This is a genomic window from Acrocarpospora sp. B8E8 (assembly GCF_039871605.1).
GTDB classification, from domain to species: Bacteria; Actinomycetota; Actinomycetes; order Streptosporangiales; family Streptosporangiaceae; genus Acrocarpospora; species Acrocarpospora macrocephala.
Genome location: NZ_JBDPLV010000049.1, coordinates 1 through 18,988, shown reverse-complemented (window position 1 = coordinate 18,988; position 18,988 = coordinate 1). Strand labels below are relative to the sequence as shown.

Genomic DNA, 18,988 nt, shown 5'->3' with positions numbered 1-18,988 from the left:
TCATTTCCCTTGCTTCGATGGCACGCGGTGAGTGATACTCCCATTCGGAGAGCGCTCTCTTGCACTCTTCCCCAACCCCGGAATGAGTACAAAGAAGCAGTACGGACGTATCCTTGTCAACGGTGATCCCGAAATCTGGAACGCTCGCCCATCCGGTTCCTCAGCGTCGAGGCCGTGACTTTTTTTAAGTATCACACTATCCTGGTCGAACGCACGTGACCTGCACGAAGCCCGCCGGAGGTGGACGCGCTCCCACGTACTCGATTGCTCACCGGATGTGACACGGATCCGCTTTACATGCGACCGTGTGACATAATTACCGCCATCAGTCTTGCGCTGGTGGAGGGGTTCATTTAATCTCTCTGGGAGGCGCTGTGGGAGCGCTCCCATTGCTGAATAGCACAGCATTCGACTACAGCACCGAAATAGGCGGCGGACCGAAATAGGCGCGTCGGCCGCTTTCGGCATGCGTGTTGTTCGCCAGAGCTCGCCCCATGTTCAAAGTTCGAAGAGGAGAGGCCACTCAGTGGCAGTGACATCCACCTCCACGTCGCCATCAGCACCGCGCTCGTCGATCGGAGGCCTGTCTCCCCTCCGCCAGGCCGCCCTCGCCCGGCTCCTGCCATCCCGCGCGAAGGCTCCGATCCCGAGCGTCCCCCGGGACGACGGCGTCCTGCCCTGCTCGTACGAGCAGCGCCAGATGTGGCTGGGCTCCCAGATCGACGGGACCGCGACGGCGCCCAACGCCACCCTCGGCCTCCGCCTGGACGGCCCGCTCGACCTGGCCGCGCTCACCACCGCCCTGGACGGCGTGCTGGCCCGGCACGAGAGCCTGCGGACCACCTACGAGGGGGACGAACCGCACCAGCGGATCCACCCGCCGTTCCCGATGCCGCTGGAGTACCTCGACGCTCCGGACATCGCCGCCGAGGTCACCGCCGACGCCGTCACCCACCGCTTCGACCTGCGCGAGGGCCCGGTCGTCCGGACCACGCTGATCCGCCTGGCCGAGGATTCGCACGCCCTGCTGGTGGTCTGTCACCACATCGCCGCCGACGGCTGGTCGATGAGCCTGCTCGCCGACGAGCTCGCCGCCCGCTACGCCGCCGCCCTCGACGGTCGCGAACCCGACCTGCCGCCGCTCCCGATCCAGTACGCCGACTACGCGGCCTGGTCCCGCGCCGAGCTCACCCAGGACACGGTCGACGCCCGGGTGGAGCACTGGCGGCGCAGGCTGGACGGCGCGACCGGGGTGCGCCTGCCGATGCGCCGCGAGCGCCCGGCCCCCAGCGGCCGCAGGACCGCCACCCACTGGACGGTCCTGCCGCCGGGCGTGCTGCCCAGACTCCAGGCGGCCGGCGGCCCGGGCACGACCCCGTTCACCGCGCTGCTGGCGGTCTTCAGCATGCTGCTGGCCCGCTACACCGGCGAGCACGACCTGACCCTGGCCTCCACCAACGGCGGACGCCGCCGGGTCGAACTCGAACCGGTCGTGGGCTGTTTCGTAAGCGCCGTCCCGGTTCGTGGGGATTTATCCGGCGATCCGGCGTTCCCCGAGGTGGCCACCCGGCTGCGGCGGTCGGTGGGCGGCGCGCTCACCGGCCACCTGCCGCTGGCGGTGCTGGCCGAGCGCGCCTCGATCGACCTGGCCCTTCCGGTGAGCTTCTCGCTGCGCGGCTTCCGCGACCAGCGCGGCGGCGACTGGCCGGGCCTGACCGCGTCGATCTGGGGTCACGAGGTCGACGACCTGGGCTACGAGCTGTCGCTGCTCGTGCATCTGGACGGCGACGAGGTGGGCCTCGACTTCACCTATCGCAGGGACGTGCTGGACGACGACACGGTCGACCGCATGTCCCGGCACTTCCACTGGCTGGCCGGGCAGATCGCCGCCGATCCTACCCTGCCGCTGTCGGCGCTCGAACTGGTGACGGCCGAGGAGCGGGAGCTCATCCGGGGGCCGTGGAACGACTCGGCCGCCCCCTACCCCGAGACGCCGCTGCCGGAGCTGCTCCAGGAGCGGCGGGACGGCACCGCGATCGTCTTCGACGGGGTCGCCACCAGCTACGAGGGGCTGCACGCGCGAGCGAACCGGATCGCCAACCGGTTGCGGGAGCTGGGCGTGGGGACGGAGTCGACGGTCGGCGTGCTGCTGGATCGTTCGCGCGACCTGATCGCGACGCTGCTCGGCGTGTGGCAGGCGGGCGCGGCCTACGTGCCGATGGATCCGGCCTTCCCGGCGCAGCGGATCGCCGACATGCTCGAGACGGCCGAGACCCGGTTAGTGGTGACGGAGGCCGCCTACGCGGACCTGTTCACCGGCGTCGAGGTGCTCGACATCACCGATCCGACAATCGAGGCACAGCCCGCGACGCCGCCCGGCGTGCCTTATGACCTCGATCGGCTCGCGTATCTGATCTTCACCTCGGGTTCGACCGGACGTCCGAAAGGCGTGCAGGTCACCCATCGAGGGCTGGTCAACCACGTCTGGTGGGCGGTTCAGGAGCTCGCCGCGCGCGGCGACGGCGGCGCGCCGCTGATGGGCTCTGTCGCGTTCGACCTGGTGGTGCCCAACCTGTGGGCCCCGCTGGTAGCCGGGCAAACCGTGACAATCCTCCCGCAAGACATTGATATGGGTGAGCTAGGTCAGATTCTGGCACGTTCCGGACCCTTCTCCTTTATTAAGCTCACCCCCGGCCACCTCGAGGTTCTCGGGCATCAACTCGACGACGAGCAGGCGGCCCGGCTGGCCGGGGTGATCGTCGTCGCGGGCGAGGCGTTACCCGGCTCGCTGGCCGACCGCTGGCTGGAGATCCTCGGCCCCGGCCGGCTGATCAACGAGTACGGCCCCACCGAGGCGTCGGTCGGCACCTGTGTCTACCCGATCACCCACCACCAGCACCACGAGATCGTGCCCATCGGCCGCCCGCTGCCCAACATGCGGATGTACGTCCTCGACCCGGCCGGCAAGCTCGTCCCCGCCGGAGTCCCCGGCGAGCTCTACGTCGGCGGCGTCGGAGTCACCCGCGGTTACCTGAACCGCCCCGACCTCACCGCCGAGCGCTTCGTCGCCTTCGAGGGCGAGCGCGTCTACCGCACCGGCGACCGCGTGCACTGGCTGCCCGACGGGAACGTCGCCTTCCTCGGCCGTTTCGACGACCAGGTCAAGATCCGCGGCTACCGGATCGAGCTGGACGAGGTCCGCGCCGCGCTGCTCGACCACCCGGGCGTACGCGACGCGGTGGCAACCGTCTACGAAGACCGCCTGGTCGCCTACTACGTCGCGGCGGGCCCGGCCGGTGATCTGGCGGAACACTGCGCGCTGCGGCTGCCCGAGTACATGATCCCCGTGGTGTTCACCGAGCTGGACGCGATCCCGCTCAACGCCAACGGCAAGGTGGACAGAAAGGCCCTGCCCGAACCCGTCGCGGCCGTCACCGCCGGCGCCGTCGGGCCGCGCACCGAGACCGAGCGGGTGATCGCGGGCGTCTGGCGCGAGGTGCTCGGCCGGGACGAGGTCGGCGTCGAGGACGACTTCATGGCGCTCGGCGGCCACTCGCTGCTGATGATCCGGATGATCGCCCGCCTCCGGCAGGTCCTCCCGGAACGCCCGGTCAGCGTCCTGGACGCGCTCGCCAACCGGACGATCGCCGCCCTGGCCGCCCTCGTCGACGGCCCGGAGGAAGCGGAGGAGCCGGGCCAGCCGGGCCGTGGCCTGCTGGTGCGCCTCACTCCCCCGGGCCCGGCCACGACGACGCTGGTCTGCGTGCCGTACGGCGGTGGCAGCGCGGTCGTCTACCAGGCCCTCGCCGAAGCGCTGCCGGCGGGGGTGGCCCTGCACGCGGTGGCCCTGCCCGGCCACGAGCTGGGCGTCGAGGAAGACGCGCTGCCCTTCCACGAGGCCGCCGAGCAGGTCGCCGCCGAGATCCTGGCCACCGTCCGCGGCCCGCTCGTGCTGTACGGCCACTGCGTCGGCAGCGCCCTCACCACCGAGATCGCCCGCCGGGTGGAGCGGGCCGGGCGCACCATCGACGCCGTCTACATCGGCGGCAGCTTCCCGTTCGCCGCCCCCCGCAAGGGCCTCAACGGCCTGCTGGCCCGCTACTTCCGGCGCGAGCGCACGCTCAACGACAACGGCGAGGCCAACTGGCTGCGGGCCATCGGCGCCGACCTGGACGGCCTGGACGTCGACCAGGTGGAGACGATCGTCAGGACCATGCGCGGCGACGCCCGCGCGGGCGAGGAGTACTTCACCGACCTGATCGAGACCGGCGCGCCGCTGCTGTCCGCGCCGGTCATCTCGATCGTGGGCAGCCGCGACCCGATCACCGACTACTACCCGGAGCGCTACCGGGACTGGCACGTCACCGCCAGGACCACCGCCCTGGTCGTCATCGACGAGGCCGGGCACTACTTCCTCCGCTACCGCCCCGACGAGCTAGCCAAGATCGTCACCACCGTGCACCGGTCGCTGGACGGCCCGCACGAGGCCGGGACCTGGCGCAAGGAGGCGGTCTCCCGGGAGGCGCCGCCCGCCGACACCCGGCTCGGCCGGTTCCTGCGCGTCGCGGGCGGCCAGATGGTGTCGATGATCGGCACCGCGATGACCGAGTTCGCCGTGCCGATCTGGGCCTACCTGCAGACCGGCTCGCTGCTCCAGTTCAGCCTGTTCGCCATCATCGGCCTGGTGCCGGGGCTCGTGCTGTCCCCGGTGATCGGCGCGCTGGTGGACCGGAACGACCGCCGTCTCGCCATGCTGGCCGGGGACGGCGCCTGCCTGGCCCTGCAGGCCGTGATGCTGGCCTTGCTGCTCACCGGCAACCTGTCCATGCCCGCCCTGTACGGCATCCTGACGCTGCTGTCCATCTCGCTGACCGTGCAGCGCCTGGCCTGGTCGTCGGCGGTGCCGCAGCTGGCGCCCAAGCACTATCTCGGCCACGCCGGCGGCGTGCTCCAGCTCGGCAACGCGATCGGCCGCCTGATGGTGCCGCTGTTCGCGGTCGGCGTGCTGGCCGCGATCGGCCTGGACGGCATCCTGATCGCCAACGTGGCCTGCTACGTGGTCGCCGTCACGGTCACCCTGCTCACGCCGTTCCCGAAGCGGCTGGCCTGGACGCGGCGGGAGAGCGTCGGCGCGGAGATCCGTAACGGCTTCCGCTACCTGTGGCGGCGGCGCGGCCTGCGGGCGATGGCGCTGACCATGTTCGCCGTGAACTTCTTCCTGTTCACCGCGTTCGTGATGATCTCGCCGCTGGTGCTGTCGATCGGGGATCTGGCCGACACCGGCAGGATCGCGGTGATCGCCGGTCTGGGCGCGGTCGCGGGCGGTTTCGCCATCTCCCTCTGGGGCGGCCCGAAACGCCGGCGGATGTTCGGAATGCTCGCCTCGGTGGGGGTCGTGGCGGCGTTCGCCTTCGCGATGGGCCTGCGCCCGTCGCTGGCGCTGATCGCGGTGTGCGCGGCCGGGATGGCGCTGATGATGTCGATCGGCGACGGCATCTGGATCACGATCATCCACGCCAAGGTCCCGCAGCGCTACCACGCCCGGGTGATCTCGATCAACCAGATGCTGGCCATGTCCACCCAGCCGATCGGCCTGGCCGTGCAGGCGTGGGCGGCCGGGCTGGTCTTCGAACCACTGCTGCGGGAGGGCGGCGCGCTCGCGCCGACCGTGGGCGCGCTGATCGGGGTGGGCGAGGGGCGCGGCATCGGCCTGCTCTACCTGATCTGCGGCCTGGCGATGGCGGTCACCATCGTGATCGCGCTGCGCCATCCCGCGCTCGCCCACTTCGACCGGGACACTCCCGACGCCGAGCCGGACGATCTGGCCGGCCTCGCGGAGCTGAACGCCAGGAAGTCTCCCGCTGAAAGGATTTTGGCATGACCCCCACCGAGTCCGCCGTGACGGAGATCTGGACCGAGCTGCTCGGGCAGGCCCCGCCGACCCCGCACGACGACTTCTTCGAGCTCGGCGGCCAGTCGCTGACCATGGTCCAGTTCCTGGCCAGGGTCGAGGAGCAGTACGGCGTGGAGCTCCCCATCGACGTCCTGTTCACCTCCGGCTTCACGGTCGCCGAGGTGGCCAAGGCGATCGACCAGGGCCGGTTGGACGCGGTCGGCGAGGAGGAGCTGGCCGAGTTGCTCAAGCAGCTTGAGGGCATGTCCGACGAGGAGATCAGCGAGCTGCTCTCGGAAGACGCATGAGGGTGCTGCTGGCCCAGAACATGTTCCACCTGCCGAGTCACGGCGGGGCGAACAAATCCAACCGGGTCCTGCTGGAGCAGCTCGCGGCGCGCGGCCACGAGTGCCACGTGGTGGCGCCGATGTCCGGCGCGCTCCGGGCCACCTCGGTGGACGAGCACGTGGCCTACCTGCGGAATCTTGGCGCCACGATCACATCGGTCACCGAGGACGGGGTGGAGTACGCGTACAAGGGAGTGAACGCGCGCGCGGTCGCGCGCCCGCCGCAGCTGGCCCGCCGGGTCGGGGAGGTGGCCGCCGAGGTCAAGCCGGACTGGACGCTGGTGCCGTCCGACGACCCCGGCCTGCTGATGCTGGGGGCGGCGCTGAAGGCGACGCCGGAGCGGGTGGTGTATCTCGCGCACACGCTGCAGCAGCTGCCGTTCGGCCCCGGCTCGTTCTATCCGAGCGGGGCGGGGACCCGGATGGTGAAGCGGGCGGCGAGCGTGCTGGCGGTGAGCAAGGCGGCGCAGTCGTACATGGAGCGATGGGGCGAGCTGCGGTCGACGCTGATCTACCCGCACATCTACGGGGATCCGCAGGAGCGGACCGAGGGCACGCACGTCACGATGATCAACCCGTGCGGCTACAAGGGGCTGCCCATCCTGCTGGGGCTGGCCGACGCGCGGCCCGACGTGCCGTTCCTGGCCGTGCCCACCTGGGGGGCGACCCCACCGGAGCTGGCCGAGCTGGAGCGGCGGCCGAACATCACGGTGATCGAGCCGTCCGACGAGATCGACGACATCCTGGCCCGCACCCGGGTGCTGCTGATGCCGTCGTTGTGGGACGAGACGTTCGGCTACACCTGCGTGGAGGCGATGGCGCGCGGCATCCCGGTGCTGGCCTCCGACGTCGGCGGCCTGGCCGAGGCCAAGCTGGGCGTGCCCTATCTGCTGCCGGTGCGGCGGATCGAGAAGTACGAGTCGGCGGGCCACGCGCGGCCGGTTCCCGTGGTGCCCGAGCAGGACCTCGGGCCGTGGGCGGACGCGCTGTCGGCCGTGCTGGCCCACCCCGACCTCTACCACGAGCTGTCGCGGCGGTCTCGCGCGTCCGCCCGTGACTTCATCGCGTCGCTGGACGAGGACGCGCTGGAGACCCATCTCACCGCACTGCGCCCGAACCGGCGTCAGGCCGCGCTGGCGGCGCTCGCGGCTCGTGCGAAGGAAGGCAGGATAGAGAGCACATGGTCGGTGTGATTCAGGAGCGGGTGCGGGCGTTGACGCCTGTGGCCGACGTGGATCTGGGGCGCATGCTCAGGATCAGGCATTTCGAGCGGGCGCTACTACTCCTCTTCGAGCGCGGCCAGCTCAACGGCACCACGCACACCTGCCTGGGGCAGGAACATGTCCCGGTGGCGGTCAGTGCTCTGCTACATCCGGACGACTACGTGTTCAGCAACCATCGCGGCCACGGCCACTTCCTGGCCAGGCACGACGAGCCGCACGCGCTGCTGGCCGAGATCATGGGCCGGGCCGGGGCGGTCTGCAACGGCGTCGGCGGCAGCCAGCACGTCTACCACGAGCGGTTCCTGTCCACCGGGGTGCAGGGCGAGAGCCTGCCGGTGGCGGTCGGGGTGGCGCTGCGGCTGAAGCGGGTCACGCCGGGACGGCTCGCCTGCGCGTACATCGGGGACGGGACGTGGGGTGAGGGGTCGGTCTACGAGGCGCTGAACATGGCGCAGCTGTGGCGGGTGCCCCTGCTGGTCGTGGTGGAGCACAACCGGATCGCCCAGTCCACGCCGACGACCGCGCAGCTGTCCGGCTCGATCGCGGGCCGCGCGGCCGGGTTCGGCGTGCTCCACCACCGGATCGAGTCGGTGGACGTGAACGTGATCAGGGCCGAGCTGGCCCCGCTGGCGGCCGTGGTCAGATCCGAGTTCCGGCCGGTGGTCGCCGAGATCGCGGTGCGCCGGGCCGGGCCGCACAGCAAGGGCGACGACACGCGCACCCCGGAGGAGCTGCGCGAGGCGGCCGAGGGCGACTGGCACCCGCGCTACGCCGAGGCGTTCCCCGAGCAGTTCGCCCGCCTGGACGAGGAGCAGCGCGCCTTCATCGCCCGCGTGGTGGACGACGTGCTGATCCGCCCGGCGTCGGAATGGGAGCGGCCATGAGGGTCGCCGAGCACCTGAACGAGGCGCTGCACGCGCTGCTGGACGCCGACCCCGCCGTGCACGTGCTCGGCGAGGACATCGTCGACCCCTACGGCGGCGCCTTCAAGATCACCAAAGGCCTGTCCACCAAACACGGCTCCCGGGTCATCTCCACCCCGCTCAGCGAGGGCGGCATCGTCGGCGTCGGCGCCGGTCTCGCCCTGGCGGGCGACCGCGCCATCGTCGAGATCATGTTCGGCGACTTCGCCGCCCTCGCCTTCGACCAGCTGCTCAACTTCGCCAGCAAGTCCACCACCATGTACGGCAGGCGCGTCCCGATCCCCCTCATCGTCCGCTGCCCCACCGGCGGCCGGCGCGGCTACGGCCCCACCCACAGCCAGAGCCTGCAGAAACACTTCATCGGCATCCCCGGCCTGGACCTGTACGAGCTGAGCCCCTTCCACGACGCGCACGCCCTGCTGGCCACCATGTTCGCCCGCCAGAACCCCTGCGTGCTCTTCGAGGACAAGGTCCTCTACACCCGGCGGATCTGCCGGGACGGCGTCGTCGACGACCTGTTCAGGTTCGAGCTGATCGGCGGCTGGGCCCGCGTCTACGCCGACGGCGACCTGCCCCCCGACTGCGTGATCATCGCCCCCGGCGGCCTCACCGACCGCGCCCTGGAAGCCATGCGCGACCTGCTCATCGACCACGAGATCACCTGCGTGCTGCTGGTCCCGGAACGCCTCTACCCGCTCGACCCGGCCCCCGTCATGCAGGTGCTGCGCGGCGCCGGCACGATCGTCGTGGCCGAGGACGGCTCCGCGGGCGGCACCTGGGGGGCCGAGGTGTCCCGGCTGCTCCATCCCGAGCTGTGGGCCTCCCTGTCCGGGCCCATCCGGCTGGTCAGCGCGGCCGACTCGATCATCCCCACGGCCGCGCACCTGGAACGCGAGGTCCTCGTCCAGGCGGACACCATCAGGAGAGCGGTGCTGGCGTGATCGAGATCAGGGTGCCCAAGCTCAACAACAACGACACCAGCTACATCCTGGTGGAGTGGCTGGCCGCCGACGGCGAGGCGGTGGCGATCGGCGATCCGCTGGTCGTGGTGGAGACCTCCAAGACCGCCGAGGAGCTGCTCGCCGAGGACGCGGGCATCCTGCGCCGGGTGGTGGCCGAGGGCTCCGACTGCGAACCCGGGCAGCTCATCGCCCGGTTGCAGGCGCCCGGCGAGGCCGTACCCCAGCAGGTGAGCGTGGCGGCCGGGCAGCAGGACGCCGGGGAGATCGTCATCACCGCTCCCGCGCGAGCGCTCATCGAGGAGCTCGGGGTGTCCGCGGAGCGGTTGCGCACGCTCGGCAAGAAGGTGATCCGCCGCGAGGACGTGGAAGCCCTCACCCGCGCCCCCGAACCGGACGCCCGCGCCGGACTCGTCGCGCTGAGCAAGGCGCAGCGGCTGACCGGTGACGTGGTCAGCCGCTCGCACCAGACGATCCCGGCCGCCTTCACCGCCGTCAAGATCGACGTCACCGGCACGGCCAAGCTCACCCGCGACCTGTCCAAGCACGCGCGTACCCTGATCGGCCTGTCCGAGCTGGTGGTGAAGTCCGTCGCCGACCAGCGGGCCGAGTTCCCGCTGCTGTTCGCCACCCTGGTCGAGCCCGGCTACGTCCGGCTCGCCGAGGGCGCGCACGTCGGGGTGACCATCGACGTCGGCAAGGGCCTGTTCATCCCGGTCGTCCGCGACGCGGACGCGCGGCCGCTGGACTCGGTCGCCCGCGAGCTCATGGACTACCGGATGACCGCGCTGCGCGGCAGCTTCCGGGAGCGGGACCTGGAGGGCGCCAACATCGCCGTCACCCTGCACAACGACGGCGCGATCACGCTCGCCATCCCGATCGTCTACCCGGGCCACGTGTGCGCGCTGTCGCTGGCGGCGACGCAGCAGGAGGTGGCGCCCGCCGATGATGGTTTCACGGTCCGGCAGACCGTGCAGCTCGGGCTCGCCTTCGACCATCGGGTGGTCAACGGGCGGGACGCCGCGATGTTCCTGGGCGCGGTGAAGCAGATGCTGGAGACGCCGCGGCGATGGCTGGAATAACTCGTCGTACCGTATTCCTGCTGATACCGGTCAGTGCCTGCGCCAACCCATCTAGGAGGCCCATGAACGCCCTGAGGTTCCCCAGTGACTTCGTCTGGGGTGCGTCCACGTCGGCGTACCAGATCGAGGGAGCGACCAAGGAGGACGGCCGGGGGGTGTCCATCTGGGACACCTTCGCCGCCACGCCCGGGAAGGTGCGCGGCGGCGACACCGGGGACCCGGGCGCCGACCACTACCACCGCTACGCGCAGGACCTCGACCTGATGCGCGACCTCGGCCTGCAGAGCTACCGGTTCTCGGTGGCCTGGCCGCGGATCCAGCCCAACGGGTCCGGCAAGGCCAACCAGAAGGGCCTGGACTTCTACCGGCGGCTGATCGACGGCCTGGTCGATCGGGGCACCCGGCCGATGGTGACGCTGTTCCACTGGGACCTGCCGCAGGCGCTGCAGGACGCGGGCGGCTGGGAGAGCCGGGACACGGCGCTCCGGTTCGCCGAGTACGCGGAGATCGTCTTCGGGGCGCTGCACGCGCGCGACTGGCTGACCATCAACGAGCCGAAGACCGTGGTGGACTGCGGCTACCGGCAGGGCGTGCACGCGCCGGGGATCGCCGATGGGGACCGCGCCCTGGTGGCCTGCCACCACCTGCTGCTGGCGCACGGCTTGGCGTCCCGGCTACTGCACGAGCAACACCCGGGACGCCGGATCGGCCCCGCCCTCAACCTGCACCCCACCTACCCGGCCGAGGACAGCCAGGAGGCTAGGGACGCGGCCGTGCGGCAGGACGCCGTCGAAAACCGGCTCTACCTGGATCCGATCTTCAAGGGGTTCTACCCGATTGAGATCCTCTCGACCGACCGCGACCATATCCGCGAAGGTGACTTGGCAACGATCAGCGAGCCAATCGACTTGCTCGGCGTACAATACTACACGCCGATCTTCGTCGGGCCCGACCAGCGCCGGGTGATCAAACATCGGACCCGGCAGGCGGGCTGGCTGGAGGACTACCCGGACGGCTTCCACGACATCCTGGTCCGCCTCAAGCGCGACTACCCCGAAGTCCCCCTCGTCATCACCGAGAACGGTCTGGCCACCGACGACGAGCCGGGCGCGGACGGGCGCGTCGCCGACGAGGACCGGATCTCCTACCTGCGCGGGCACCTGGCCGCGATGCACCGCGCGATGAAGGCGGGCGTGCGGGTCGAGGGCTACCACGTCTGGTCGCTGCTCGACAACTTCGAGTGGGCCGAGGGCTACGCCCAGCGTTTCGGCATCGTGCACGTCGACTTCGAGACGCAGAAGCGTATCCCGAAGGACAGCGCCCACTGGTACCGCGACCTGATCAGGACCGGAGAGCTGCGGTGATCCCCTGATTCTAGTTAGTTGACTATCCCATCAAAGTCCCCTTAATCTGTGGGAGCGCTCCCACAGCCTTGCCGGAATTGTCATTAATATGGGTCCCGCCGCGCCTCAGGTACGGCTAATGCCTAGAAAGGACCCCCGTGTCCCAGTTCACACTTCTCGGTGGTGGCTATCGCGCCGATGTCACCGAGCTCGGCGGCGCCGTCCACGGCCTCTGGCGCGGCGGCCACGAGCTCATGCCGAGCTGGCCGGAGGACGGCCCGATCCCCTTCTACAGCGGGGCGGTGCTCGCGCCGTGGCCGAACCGGGTGGTGGGCGCCCGATACGTGTTCGCCGACGAGTGCTTCGAACTCCCGGTCAACGAGCCCGACCGGGGTCACGCGCTGCACGGGTTCGTCGCGGACGTGCCGTGGACGGCGGTGGAGTTCGCCTCCATCGAGGACGAGCACGCGTTCATCCGGCTGACCCACACGCTGGAGCCGAAGCCGGGCTACCCGTTCCGGCTGCGGTTCGAGCTGCGGCACGACCTGTCGGCGAACGGCCTGACGACCACCATGACCGCCGAGAACGTGGGCGAGGCCGCCGCGCCGTACGGCACCGGGCCGCACCCGTGGCTGCTCGCCGGCCCGGACGTGCGGGAGTACGAGCTGGATCTGCCCGCGGCCAAGGTCCTGCTCGTCAACGACATCCTCGCGCCCGTGACGCTGGAGGACGTCACGTACACGCCGTACGACTACCGCGTCCCCCGCCAGATCGGGGAGACGGCCATCGACCACGCCTTCACCGACCTGACGGCCGGGCGGGTGCGGGTGCGCGGCCCGGAAGGCGGCCTGGAGATGTCGTGGGACCCGCGGGTGCTGCCCTGGGTTCAGGTCTGCACCGGGACCGGGCTCGACTTCCGCGGGCTGGCCGTCGAACCCATGACCTGCCCGCCGGACGCCTTCAACTCCGGCACCGACCTGATCGTGCTCAAGCCCGGAGACACGCACGAGGCCGCCTGGACCCTCGCCATCATCTAGGAACCCACACCTATGGACAGCAGGACGAAACGGCGGCTCTCCGCCGCCGAACTGGACGCCCTCGTGCTTGGCGCGCTGGGCGTCGGGATGGTCTCCTCCGAGGAGTTACCCGACGGCTTCGCCAACGCCGTCTGGCGGCTCGGCCTGGAGGACGGCCGGGACGTCGTGCTCAAGGTCGGCCCCCCACCCGACCTGAAACTCCTCACCTACGAGCGGGACCTGCTGCGCACCGAGGCGATGGTCTACGACCTCGCGGCCGGCACCGGCCTGCCGCTCCCCGCGCTGCTGCACGCGGGTTTCGACGACGCACTGATCGGCGGCGACTACCTGATCCTGGCCGCCCTGGACGGGGTGCCGTGGAACCGGGCCACCCTGGAGCCCGCCCAGGACCGCGAGATCCGCTTCGAACTCGGCCGCCACCTGGCCACGCTGCACACGATCCCGGGCACGGGCGTGTTCGGCTACCCGTACGCGGGACTCACCGGCGGCACCTGGCGGGAGGCGTTCCTGGTCATGGCCGGGGCGCTGCTGGACGACGCCGTGCGCTACGACACGCCGCTGCCCGCCACCATCCTGGAGATCGCCCGCCTGTTCCACACCAACGCCGCCGCGCTGGACGAGATCGTCACCCCCCATCTGGTGCACTTCGACATCTGGCCCGGCAACGTCTTCCTCAAGGACGGCAGGATCGAGGCGCTCATCGACCACGAGCGGGCGTTCTGGGGCGACCCGATCGCCGACTTCGTCACCCCGACGATCTTCGGCGAGATCCAGGGCGACGACCCGATGCTGGCCGGATACCACGACGGGGGCGGCGGGCGCGGCCTGTTCACCCATACCACCGAGGTCAGGGTCGCGCTCTACCGGGCCTATCTCTACCTGATCCTGCTGGTGGAGAACGGCCCCCGGCAGTATCCCGAGGAGTCCTACGGGCGGATCCGCGAGCTGGCCACCGAGAGCCTGGTCCGGGCCCTGGAGGTGCTCAGGCGAGCTTCGTGAGCAGGATCGGCGTGGTGGTCGGCTGCCGGGAACCGCCCGCGGGCTCGACCGTCACGCCGAACCGCTCCGCCTCGCCGGGAACGGCCAGCGTGGCCGTCCTGACCCCGCCGCCGCCGTCCACCAGGCCGGCCGAGTGGATCCCGGTCGGGCCGATCAGCCACATCTGGTACGTCTGGCCGGACGGCAGCCCGGGCATGTCCGAGGCGAACATGAGCTTGCCCTGGTGCGGCGAGAGCACGATGGTCGCCCCGCCGCCGCCCGTCATCGGCACCCGCCGGACCACGGCGTCCGGCGCGGCCAGCAGGTTCTGGGTCGCAGCCAGCAGCTGCTGGGTCTCTTCCAGCGTGCGGTCCCGCTGCTGGACGGTGTTGACCGCCACCACCCCGACCGTGACGGCCGCGGCCACCGAGGCCGCCGCGAGCCCGACGGCCAGCCGGGACCGCCAGCGCGGGGCCAGCGGCACCACGTTCGCGCGCTCGGTCCTGACCGGCCTCGGCGGCTCCTGCCGCACCTGCGCGATCTCGGCCAGCACCCGCCGCTTCAGGGCCAGCGGCGGCGGCTCGGCCACCCCCGCGGCCAGCCGCGCCACGGTCTCGCGCAGCCCGCGCACCTCGTCCGCGCACGCCTCGCAGCGCGCCAGGTGTTCCTCGAACAACCCTTGATCCCGGTGCGGCAGTGCGTTCAGCGCGTACGCCCCCGAGAGGGTGTGGAGGTCGTCGTTCATTTGTCCACCCCCATGCAGTCGCGCAGTCGAACCAGTCCGTCGCGCATGCGTGTCTTGACTGTGCCCAGTGGCACCTTGAGCAACCCGGCTACTTCCGGGTAGCTGTATCCCCCGTAATACGCCATCGTGACCGCCTGGCGTTGCAGGTCGGTCAGGCCGTCGAGGCAGCGACGCACCCGTTCGCCCTCCAGCCGGGTGGTCACCGCCTCGGCGACCTGGTCGTAGGCGACGTCGTTGTCCAGCCGGGCGGCGCGTTCCTCCCGGTCGGTGGCGGCCTGCGCCGACCTGACCCGGTCGACCGCGCGGCGGTGCGCCATCGTCAGGACCCAGGACAGGGCGCTCCCCCTGCCGGGGTCGAACCGGGCGGCCGTGCGCCAGATCTCGACCAGGACCTCCTGGGCCACCTCCTCGGCCTGCGCCCGGTCCCGCAGGACCCGGCGGATCAGCCCGAAGACCTGGCCGCTGACGCGGTCGTAGAACCGCTCGAACGCCGCTTCATCGCCGCGCGCGACCTCGCCCAGCAGCTCCTCGAGCCCCGGGCCGCGTCCCGCCGCGAGCATGGACACAACCTCGTTCACACTGGGCTATTCGCCACCAGGGTCCCCGTGGATTGGCGGGGTTGCCGGGATTTTTCCCGGGTAGACGGCTTCAGTCGGCCACCGGCGGGTGACACCATATTTCAAGGGGTGATGAATTATGACCGACACCACGTGCGTGATCGCGGGCGGCGGGCCCGCGGGGGCGATGCTGGGGCTGCTGCTGGCCCGGGCCGGGGTCGACGTGACCCTGCTGGAGAAGCACGCCGACTTCCTGCGCGACTTCCGGGGCGACACCATCCATCCGTCGACCCTTCAGGTCCTGGACGAGCTGGGCCTGATGGCGGAGTTCGAGAAGCTGCCGCACCACACCCTGCCGTTCCTGGCGCTCAACACCGGCGAGGAGCTGGTGCCGCTGGCCGACTTCCGGCGGCTGCCGTCCAGGTACCGGCATGTCGCGATGGTGCCGCAGTGGGACTTCCTGAACATGATCACCGCGGCCGCCGCCCGGCTGCCCAACTTCAGGCTGATCATGCGGGCGGAGGCGTACGACCTGATCAGGGACGGCGGCGCCGTACGCGGCGTGAAGTACCGGGAGGAGGGGCGGGAGCGGGAGATCCGGGCGGCGCTCACCGTCGCGGCCGACGGGCGGGGGTCCGACCTGCGGCGGGTGGCCGGGTTCCAGCCGGTCGAGCTGGGCGCGCCGATGGACGTGGCCTGGTTCCGGCTGGACCGGCACGACGGCGACCCGGTGGAGACGTTCCTGCGGCCGGGCATCGGCGTCGGCGTCGCGGCGATCAACCGGGACACCTACTGGCAGCTGGCCTACCTGATCCCGAAGGGCGGCTACGAGGCGCTCAAGGCGCGCGGCGTGGCCGCTTTCCGGGACACCGTCAAGCGTCTGGTGCCCTTCCTCGAGCCGGACGCGCTGACCTTCGACGACGTGAGCGTGCTCACCGTACGGGTGAACCGGCTGCGCCGATGGCACCTGCCCGGGCTGCTGGTCATCGGTGACGCCGCGCACGCCATGTCCCCGATCGCCGGCGTCGGCATCAACCTGGCCGTGCAGGACGCGGTGGCGGCGGCCAACATCCTGGCCGGGCCGATGGCGAAGGCCGAGCGGCGCAGGCGCCCGGTGCTCGACGCGGTGCCGGACTCGCTGCTGGCCCGGGTGCAGCGGCGGCGGATGTACCCGACGGTGGCCACCCAGTTCCTGCAGCTGCAGGTCCAGAACCGGGTCATCGCCAAGGTCCTGTCCGGCCAGGAGCTCTCCCAGGACCTCGGCGGCGCGGCCAGAAACATCCCCGGACCGCTGAAGCGGCTGGCCGGGCGGGTGGTCGGACTCGGCTTCCTGCCGGAACATGTACGGTCTCACCACGTGGACATGAGGGCGGTGACGGTGGACGCCGTGCAATAACCTGGGTTGTCGTGAGCGCTCTGAACCTCGATACCTGGCGTGACCTGCCCGCCGCCCAGCAGCCCGAATGGCCCGACCGGGCCGCGTTGGACCATGTGGTGGCCGAGCTCAAGGGCCTGCCGCCGCTGGTCTTCGCCGGCGAGTGCGACCAGCTCAAGGACCACATGGCCGCGGTCGCCCGGGGCGAGGCCTTCGTGCTGCAGGGCGGCGACTGCGCCGAGACCTTCGCCGGGGCCACCGCCGACAACGTGCGGAACAAGCTCAAGACGCTGCTCCAGATGGCGATCGTGCTCACCTACGCGGGCCGGGTGCCGGTGGTCAAGATCGGGCGGCTGGCCGGGCAGTTCGCCAAGCCGCGCTCCAAGAACACCGAGACCCGGCAGGGCGTGGAGCTGCCCGCCTACCGGGGCGACATGGTCAACGGCTTCGACTTCACCCCCGAGGCCCGGGTCCCCGACCCGGGCCGGTTGCTGCGCGCCTACCACTCCTCGGCGGTGACGCTCAACCTGGCCCGCGCCTTCACCAAGGGCGGCTACGCCGACCTGCGCCAGGTGCACGCCTGGAACCAGGACTTCGTGGCCGGTTCCCCGGCCGGGCAGCGGTATGAGCGGCTGGCCCGCGAGATCGACCACGCGCTCGCGTTCATGCGCGCCTGCGGGGCCGAACCCGAGGAATTCCACACTGTTGAGTTCTATTCCTCGCACGAGGCGCTGATCCTCGACTACGATCACGCGCTGACCCGGATCGACTCGCGCACCGGGCTGGCCTACGACGTGTCCGCGCACATGGTCTGGATCGGCGAGCGCACCCGGCAGCTGAACGGGGCGCACGTGGAGTTCTTCAGCAAGATCCGCAACCCGATCGGGGTGAAGCTGGGCCCGGCCACCACGCCGGAGGAGGCGCTCACCCTGGTCGAGAAGCTCAACCCGGACAACGAGCCGGGGCGGCTCACCTTCATCACCCGGATGGGCGCGGGCAAGGTCCGCGAGGCGCTGCCGATGCTGGTGGAGAAGGTCACCGCCAGCGGGGCGACGGTGGCCTGGGTGTGCGACCCGATGCACGGCAACACCTTCGAGGCGGCCGGGGGCTACAAGACCCGGCGGCTCGACGACGTGCTGGAGGAGGTGGCCGGGTTCTTCGAGGTGCACCGGGCGCTTGGCACCCACCCGGGGGGCATCCACATCGAGTTCACCGGCGACGATGTCACCGAGTGCGTGGGTGGCGGCCACCCGATCGTGGAGGGCGATCTGGCGCTGCGGTACGAGACGGCGTGCGATCCCCGGCTCAATCGGGGCCAGTCGCTCGACCTGGCGTTCCGGGTCGCCGAACTCTACCGGGCCCAGTGACGATATTTCGGGATTTCGCCGTATGATCGTCACTCCGCTGTCAGGGGAGAACCGATGAGCCAGCCGCCGCCCGGCGTCGATCCGAATACGCCCAATGTGGCCCGCATGTATGACTACTACCTCGGGGGCAAGGATAACTTCGCCGCCGACCGGGCCGCCGCGGAGCAGATGGCCAGTCTGTTCCCCGACGTCAGGGCGGCGGCGCTGGAGAATCGGGCATTCCTGGCCAGGACCGTGCACTGCCTCGCCGAGGCGGGGATCCGCCAGATCGTGGACATCGGCTCGGGCCTGCCCACCCAGGGCAACGTGCACGAGATCGCCCACCGGGTCGCGCCGGACTGCAAGGTGGTCTATGTCGACTACGACCCCGTCGTGGTCGCGCACGGGCAGGCTCTGCTCAGCCGGGGCGAGAACGTGGAGGTCGTCATGGGCGACTTCCGCCAGCCCGACGACCTCCTGGCCAAGGTGGGCCAGGAGATCGACTTCGACCGCCCGGTGGCGTTCCTCCTCTTCGCGCTCCTGCACTTCGTCCACGAAGCCGACAAGCCGTACGAGATCGTCGCCCAGATGCGGGACCTGAGCGCCCCCGGCAGCTACCTCGCCCTCACCCACGCCGCACCCGCGATCCCCGACGTCAGCGAAGCGGCCCTGGAGATCTACAAGAAGGCCACAGCCGCCCTGGCCCTACGCGAATACGAGGAAATCCTCCCGTTCTTCGACGGCTACGAACTCCTCGACCCCGGCCTGGTCGCCCCCCGCGACTGGCGCCCCGACGCAGACACCTACCTCCCCGACACCCACGCCTCAGTCGGCTTCGGCGGCGTCGGCCGCAAGCTCTAACCGCCCTTAAGGCCTGACGGACCTCAAGGATCTGACGGACCTCAAGGATCTGACGGACCTCAAGGGTCTGACGGGCCTCAAGGGTCTATCCGCCCGCAAGATCTGACCGGCTCAAGATCTGAGGGGCGCGCTAGCTACCAGGCTTCAAGGTCTAACCGGCCCCAAGGGCACCTAACGGAATGCCGCTACCACTCCTAGCCCCGTTTTCCGCAGGTCTGTGATCGTCACCGGAGCTGCCGTGGATCCACCCCGAGGAGATAGAGGAGATCGAGCTGGGTGGGGGTGGGCTGCGGGATCACCGGTGGCGTGGCGAGGTGGC

The 18,988-nt window shown here is 70.6% G+C and carries 14 protein-coding genes; 12 read left to right on the top strand and 2 right to left on the bottom strand.

Features of this window, described 5'->3' with window-relative positions:
• Positions 1-526: 526 nt before the first annotated feature.
• The 9 genes from ABGB08_RS36250 (at position 527) to ABGB08_RS36210 (ending at position 13,806) form a co-directional block, all read left to right on the top strand.
• The gene (locus ABGB08_RS36250; protein WP_347600094.1) at positions 527-5,881 is read left to right on the top strand and encodes an amino acid adenylation domain-containing protein; all 5,355 of its coding nucleotides are present in this window, start codon (positions 527-529) and stop codon (positions 5,879-5,881) included.
• A complete protein-coding gene (locus ABGB08_RS36245) occupies positions 5,878-6,201 on the top strand; it encodes a phosphopantetheine-binding protein (protein ID WP_347600091.1) in 324 nt (107 codons plus the stop codon). The genes ABGB08_RS36250 and ABGB08_RS36245 overlap by 4 nt, the downstream gene beginning before the upstream one ends.
• Positions 6,198-7,433 (top strand): glycosyltransferase family 4 protein, encoded by a 1,236-nt coding sequence (locus ABGB08_RS36240; RefSeq protein ID WP_347600088.1) that lies wholly within the window; start codon positions 6,198-6,200, stop codon positions 7,431-7,433. The genes ABGB08_RS36245 and ABGB08_RS36240 overlap by 4 nt, the downstream gene beginning before the upstream one ends.
• Positions 7,421-8,347, top strand: a complete 927-nt coding sequence (locus ABGB08_RS36235) for a thiamine pyrophosphate-dependent dehydrogenase E1 component subunit alpha (protein ID WP_347600085.1) — start codon at positions 7,421-7,423, stop codon at positions 8,345-8,347. The genes ABGB08_RS36240 and ABGB08_RS36235 overlap by 13 nt, the downstream gene beginning before the upstream one ends.
• Positions 8,344-9,327 carry a transketolase C-terminal domain-containing protein gene (locus ABGB08_RS36230; RefSeq protein ID WP_347600082.1) on the top strand — a complete coding sequence of 328 codons (984 nt, stop codon included), beginning with the start codon at positions 8,344-8,346 and terminating at the stop codon, positions 9,325-9,327. Before ABGB08_RS36235 ends, ABGB08_RS36230 begins: the two co-directional genes overlap by 4 nt.
• On the top strand, positions 9,324-10,427 hold the full coding sequence (locus ABGB08_RS36225) for a 2-oxo acid dehydrogenase subunit E2 (RefSeq protein ID WP_347600079.1): 1,104 nt from the start codon (positions 9,324-9,326) through the stop codon (positions 10,425-10,427). Before ABGB08_RS36230 ends, ABGB08_RS36225 begins: the two co-directional genes overlap by 4 nt.
• 62 nt (positions 10,428-10,489) lie before the next feature.
• Positions 10,490-11,791 carry a GH1 family beta-glucosidase gene (locus ABGB08_RS36220; RefSeq protein ID WP_347600076.1) on the top strand — a complete coding sequence of 434 codons (1,302 nt, stop codon included), beginning with the start codon at positions 10,490-10,492 and terminating at the stop codon, positions 11,789-11,791.
• Positions 11,792-11,928: 137 nt separating this feature from the next.
• Positions 11,929-12,807 carry an aldose 1-epimerase family protein gene (locus ABGB08_RS36215; protein WP_347600073.1) on the top strand — a complete coding sequence of 293 codons (879 nt, stop codon included), beginning with the start codon at positions 11,929-11,931 and terminating at the stop codon, positions 12,805-12,807.
• A gap of 12 nt (positions 12,808-12,819) precedes the next feature.
• Positions 12,820-13,806: an aminoglycoside phosphotransferase family protein gene (locus ABGB08_RS36210; RefSeq protein WP_347600070.1), complete on the top strand. Its 987-nt coding sequence runs from the start codon at positions 12,820-12,822 to the stop codon at positions 13,804-13,806.
• On the opposite strand, the gene ABGB08_RS36205 is transcribed toward ABGB08_RS36210, so the two are convergent.
• The gene (locus ABGB08_RS36205) at positions 13,790-14,530 is read right to left on the bottom strand and encodes an anti-sigma factor (RefSeq protein ID WP_347600067.1); all 741 of its coding nucleotides are present in this window, start codon (positions 14,528-14,530) and stop codon (positions 13,790-13,792) included. The genes ABGB08_RS36210 and ABGB08_RS36205 overlap by 17 nt on opposite strands.
• Complete coding sequence (locus tag ABGB08_RS36200; RefSeq protein ID WP_155354177.1) at positions 14,527-15,090, bottom strand: sigma-70 family RNA polymerase sigma factor; 564 nt, start codon at positions 15,088-15,090, stop codon at positions 14,527-14,529. The genes ABGB08_RS36205 and ABGB08_RS36200 overlap by 4 nt, the downstream gene beginning before the upstream one ends.
• Positions 15,091-15,226: 136 nt before the next feature.
• Here ABGB08_RS36200 and ABGB08_RS36195 point away from each other — a divergent pair, with 136 nt between their 5' ends.
• The 3 genes from ABGB08_RS36195 to ABGB08_RS36185 are packed head-to-tail and all read left to right on the top strand — an operon-like array spanning position 15,227 to position 18,669.
• Positions 15,227-16,483: an FAD-dependent oxidoreductase gene (locus tag ABGB08_RS36195; RefSeq protein ID WP_347600065.1), complete on the top strand. Its 1,257-nt coding sequence runs from the start codon at positions 15,227-15,229 to the stop codon at positions 16,481-16,483.
• Between the two features lie 11 nt (positions 16,484-16,494).
• On the top strand, positions 16,495-17,829 hold the full coding sequence (locus tag ABGB08_RS36190; RefSeq protein ID WP_347600063.1) for a 3-deoxy-7-phosphoheptulonate synthase class II: 1,335 nt from the start codon (positions 16,495-16,497) through the stop codon (positions 17,827-17,829).
• Positions 17,830-17,883: 54 nt separating this feature from the next.
• Entirely contained in the window at positions 17,884-18,669 is a 786-nt protein-coding gene (locus ABGB08_RS36185; RefSeq protein ID WP_347600061.1) for an SAM-dependent methyltransferase, read from the top strand.
• Positions 18,670-18,988 lie beyond the last annotated feature (319 nt).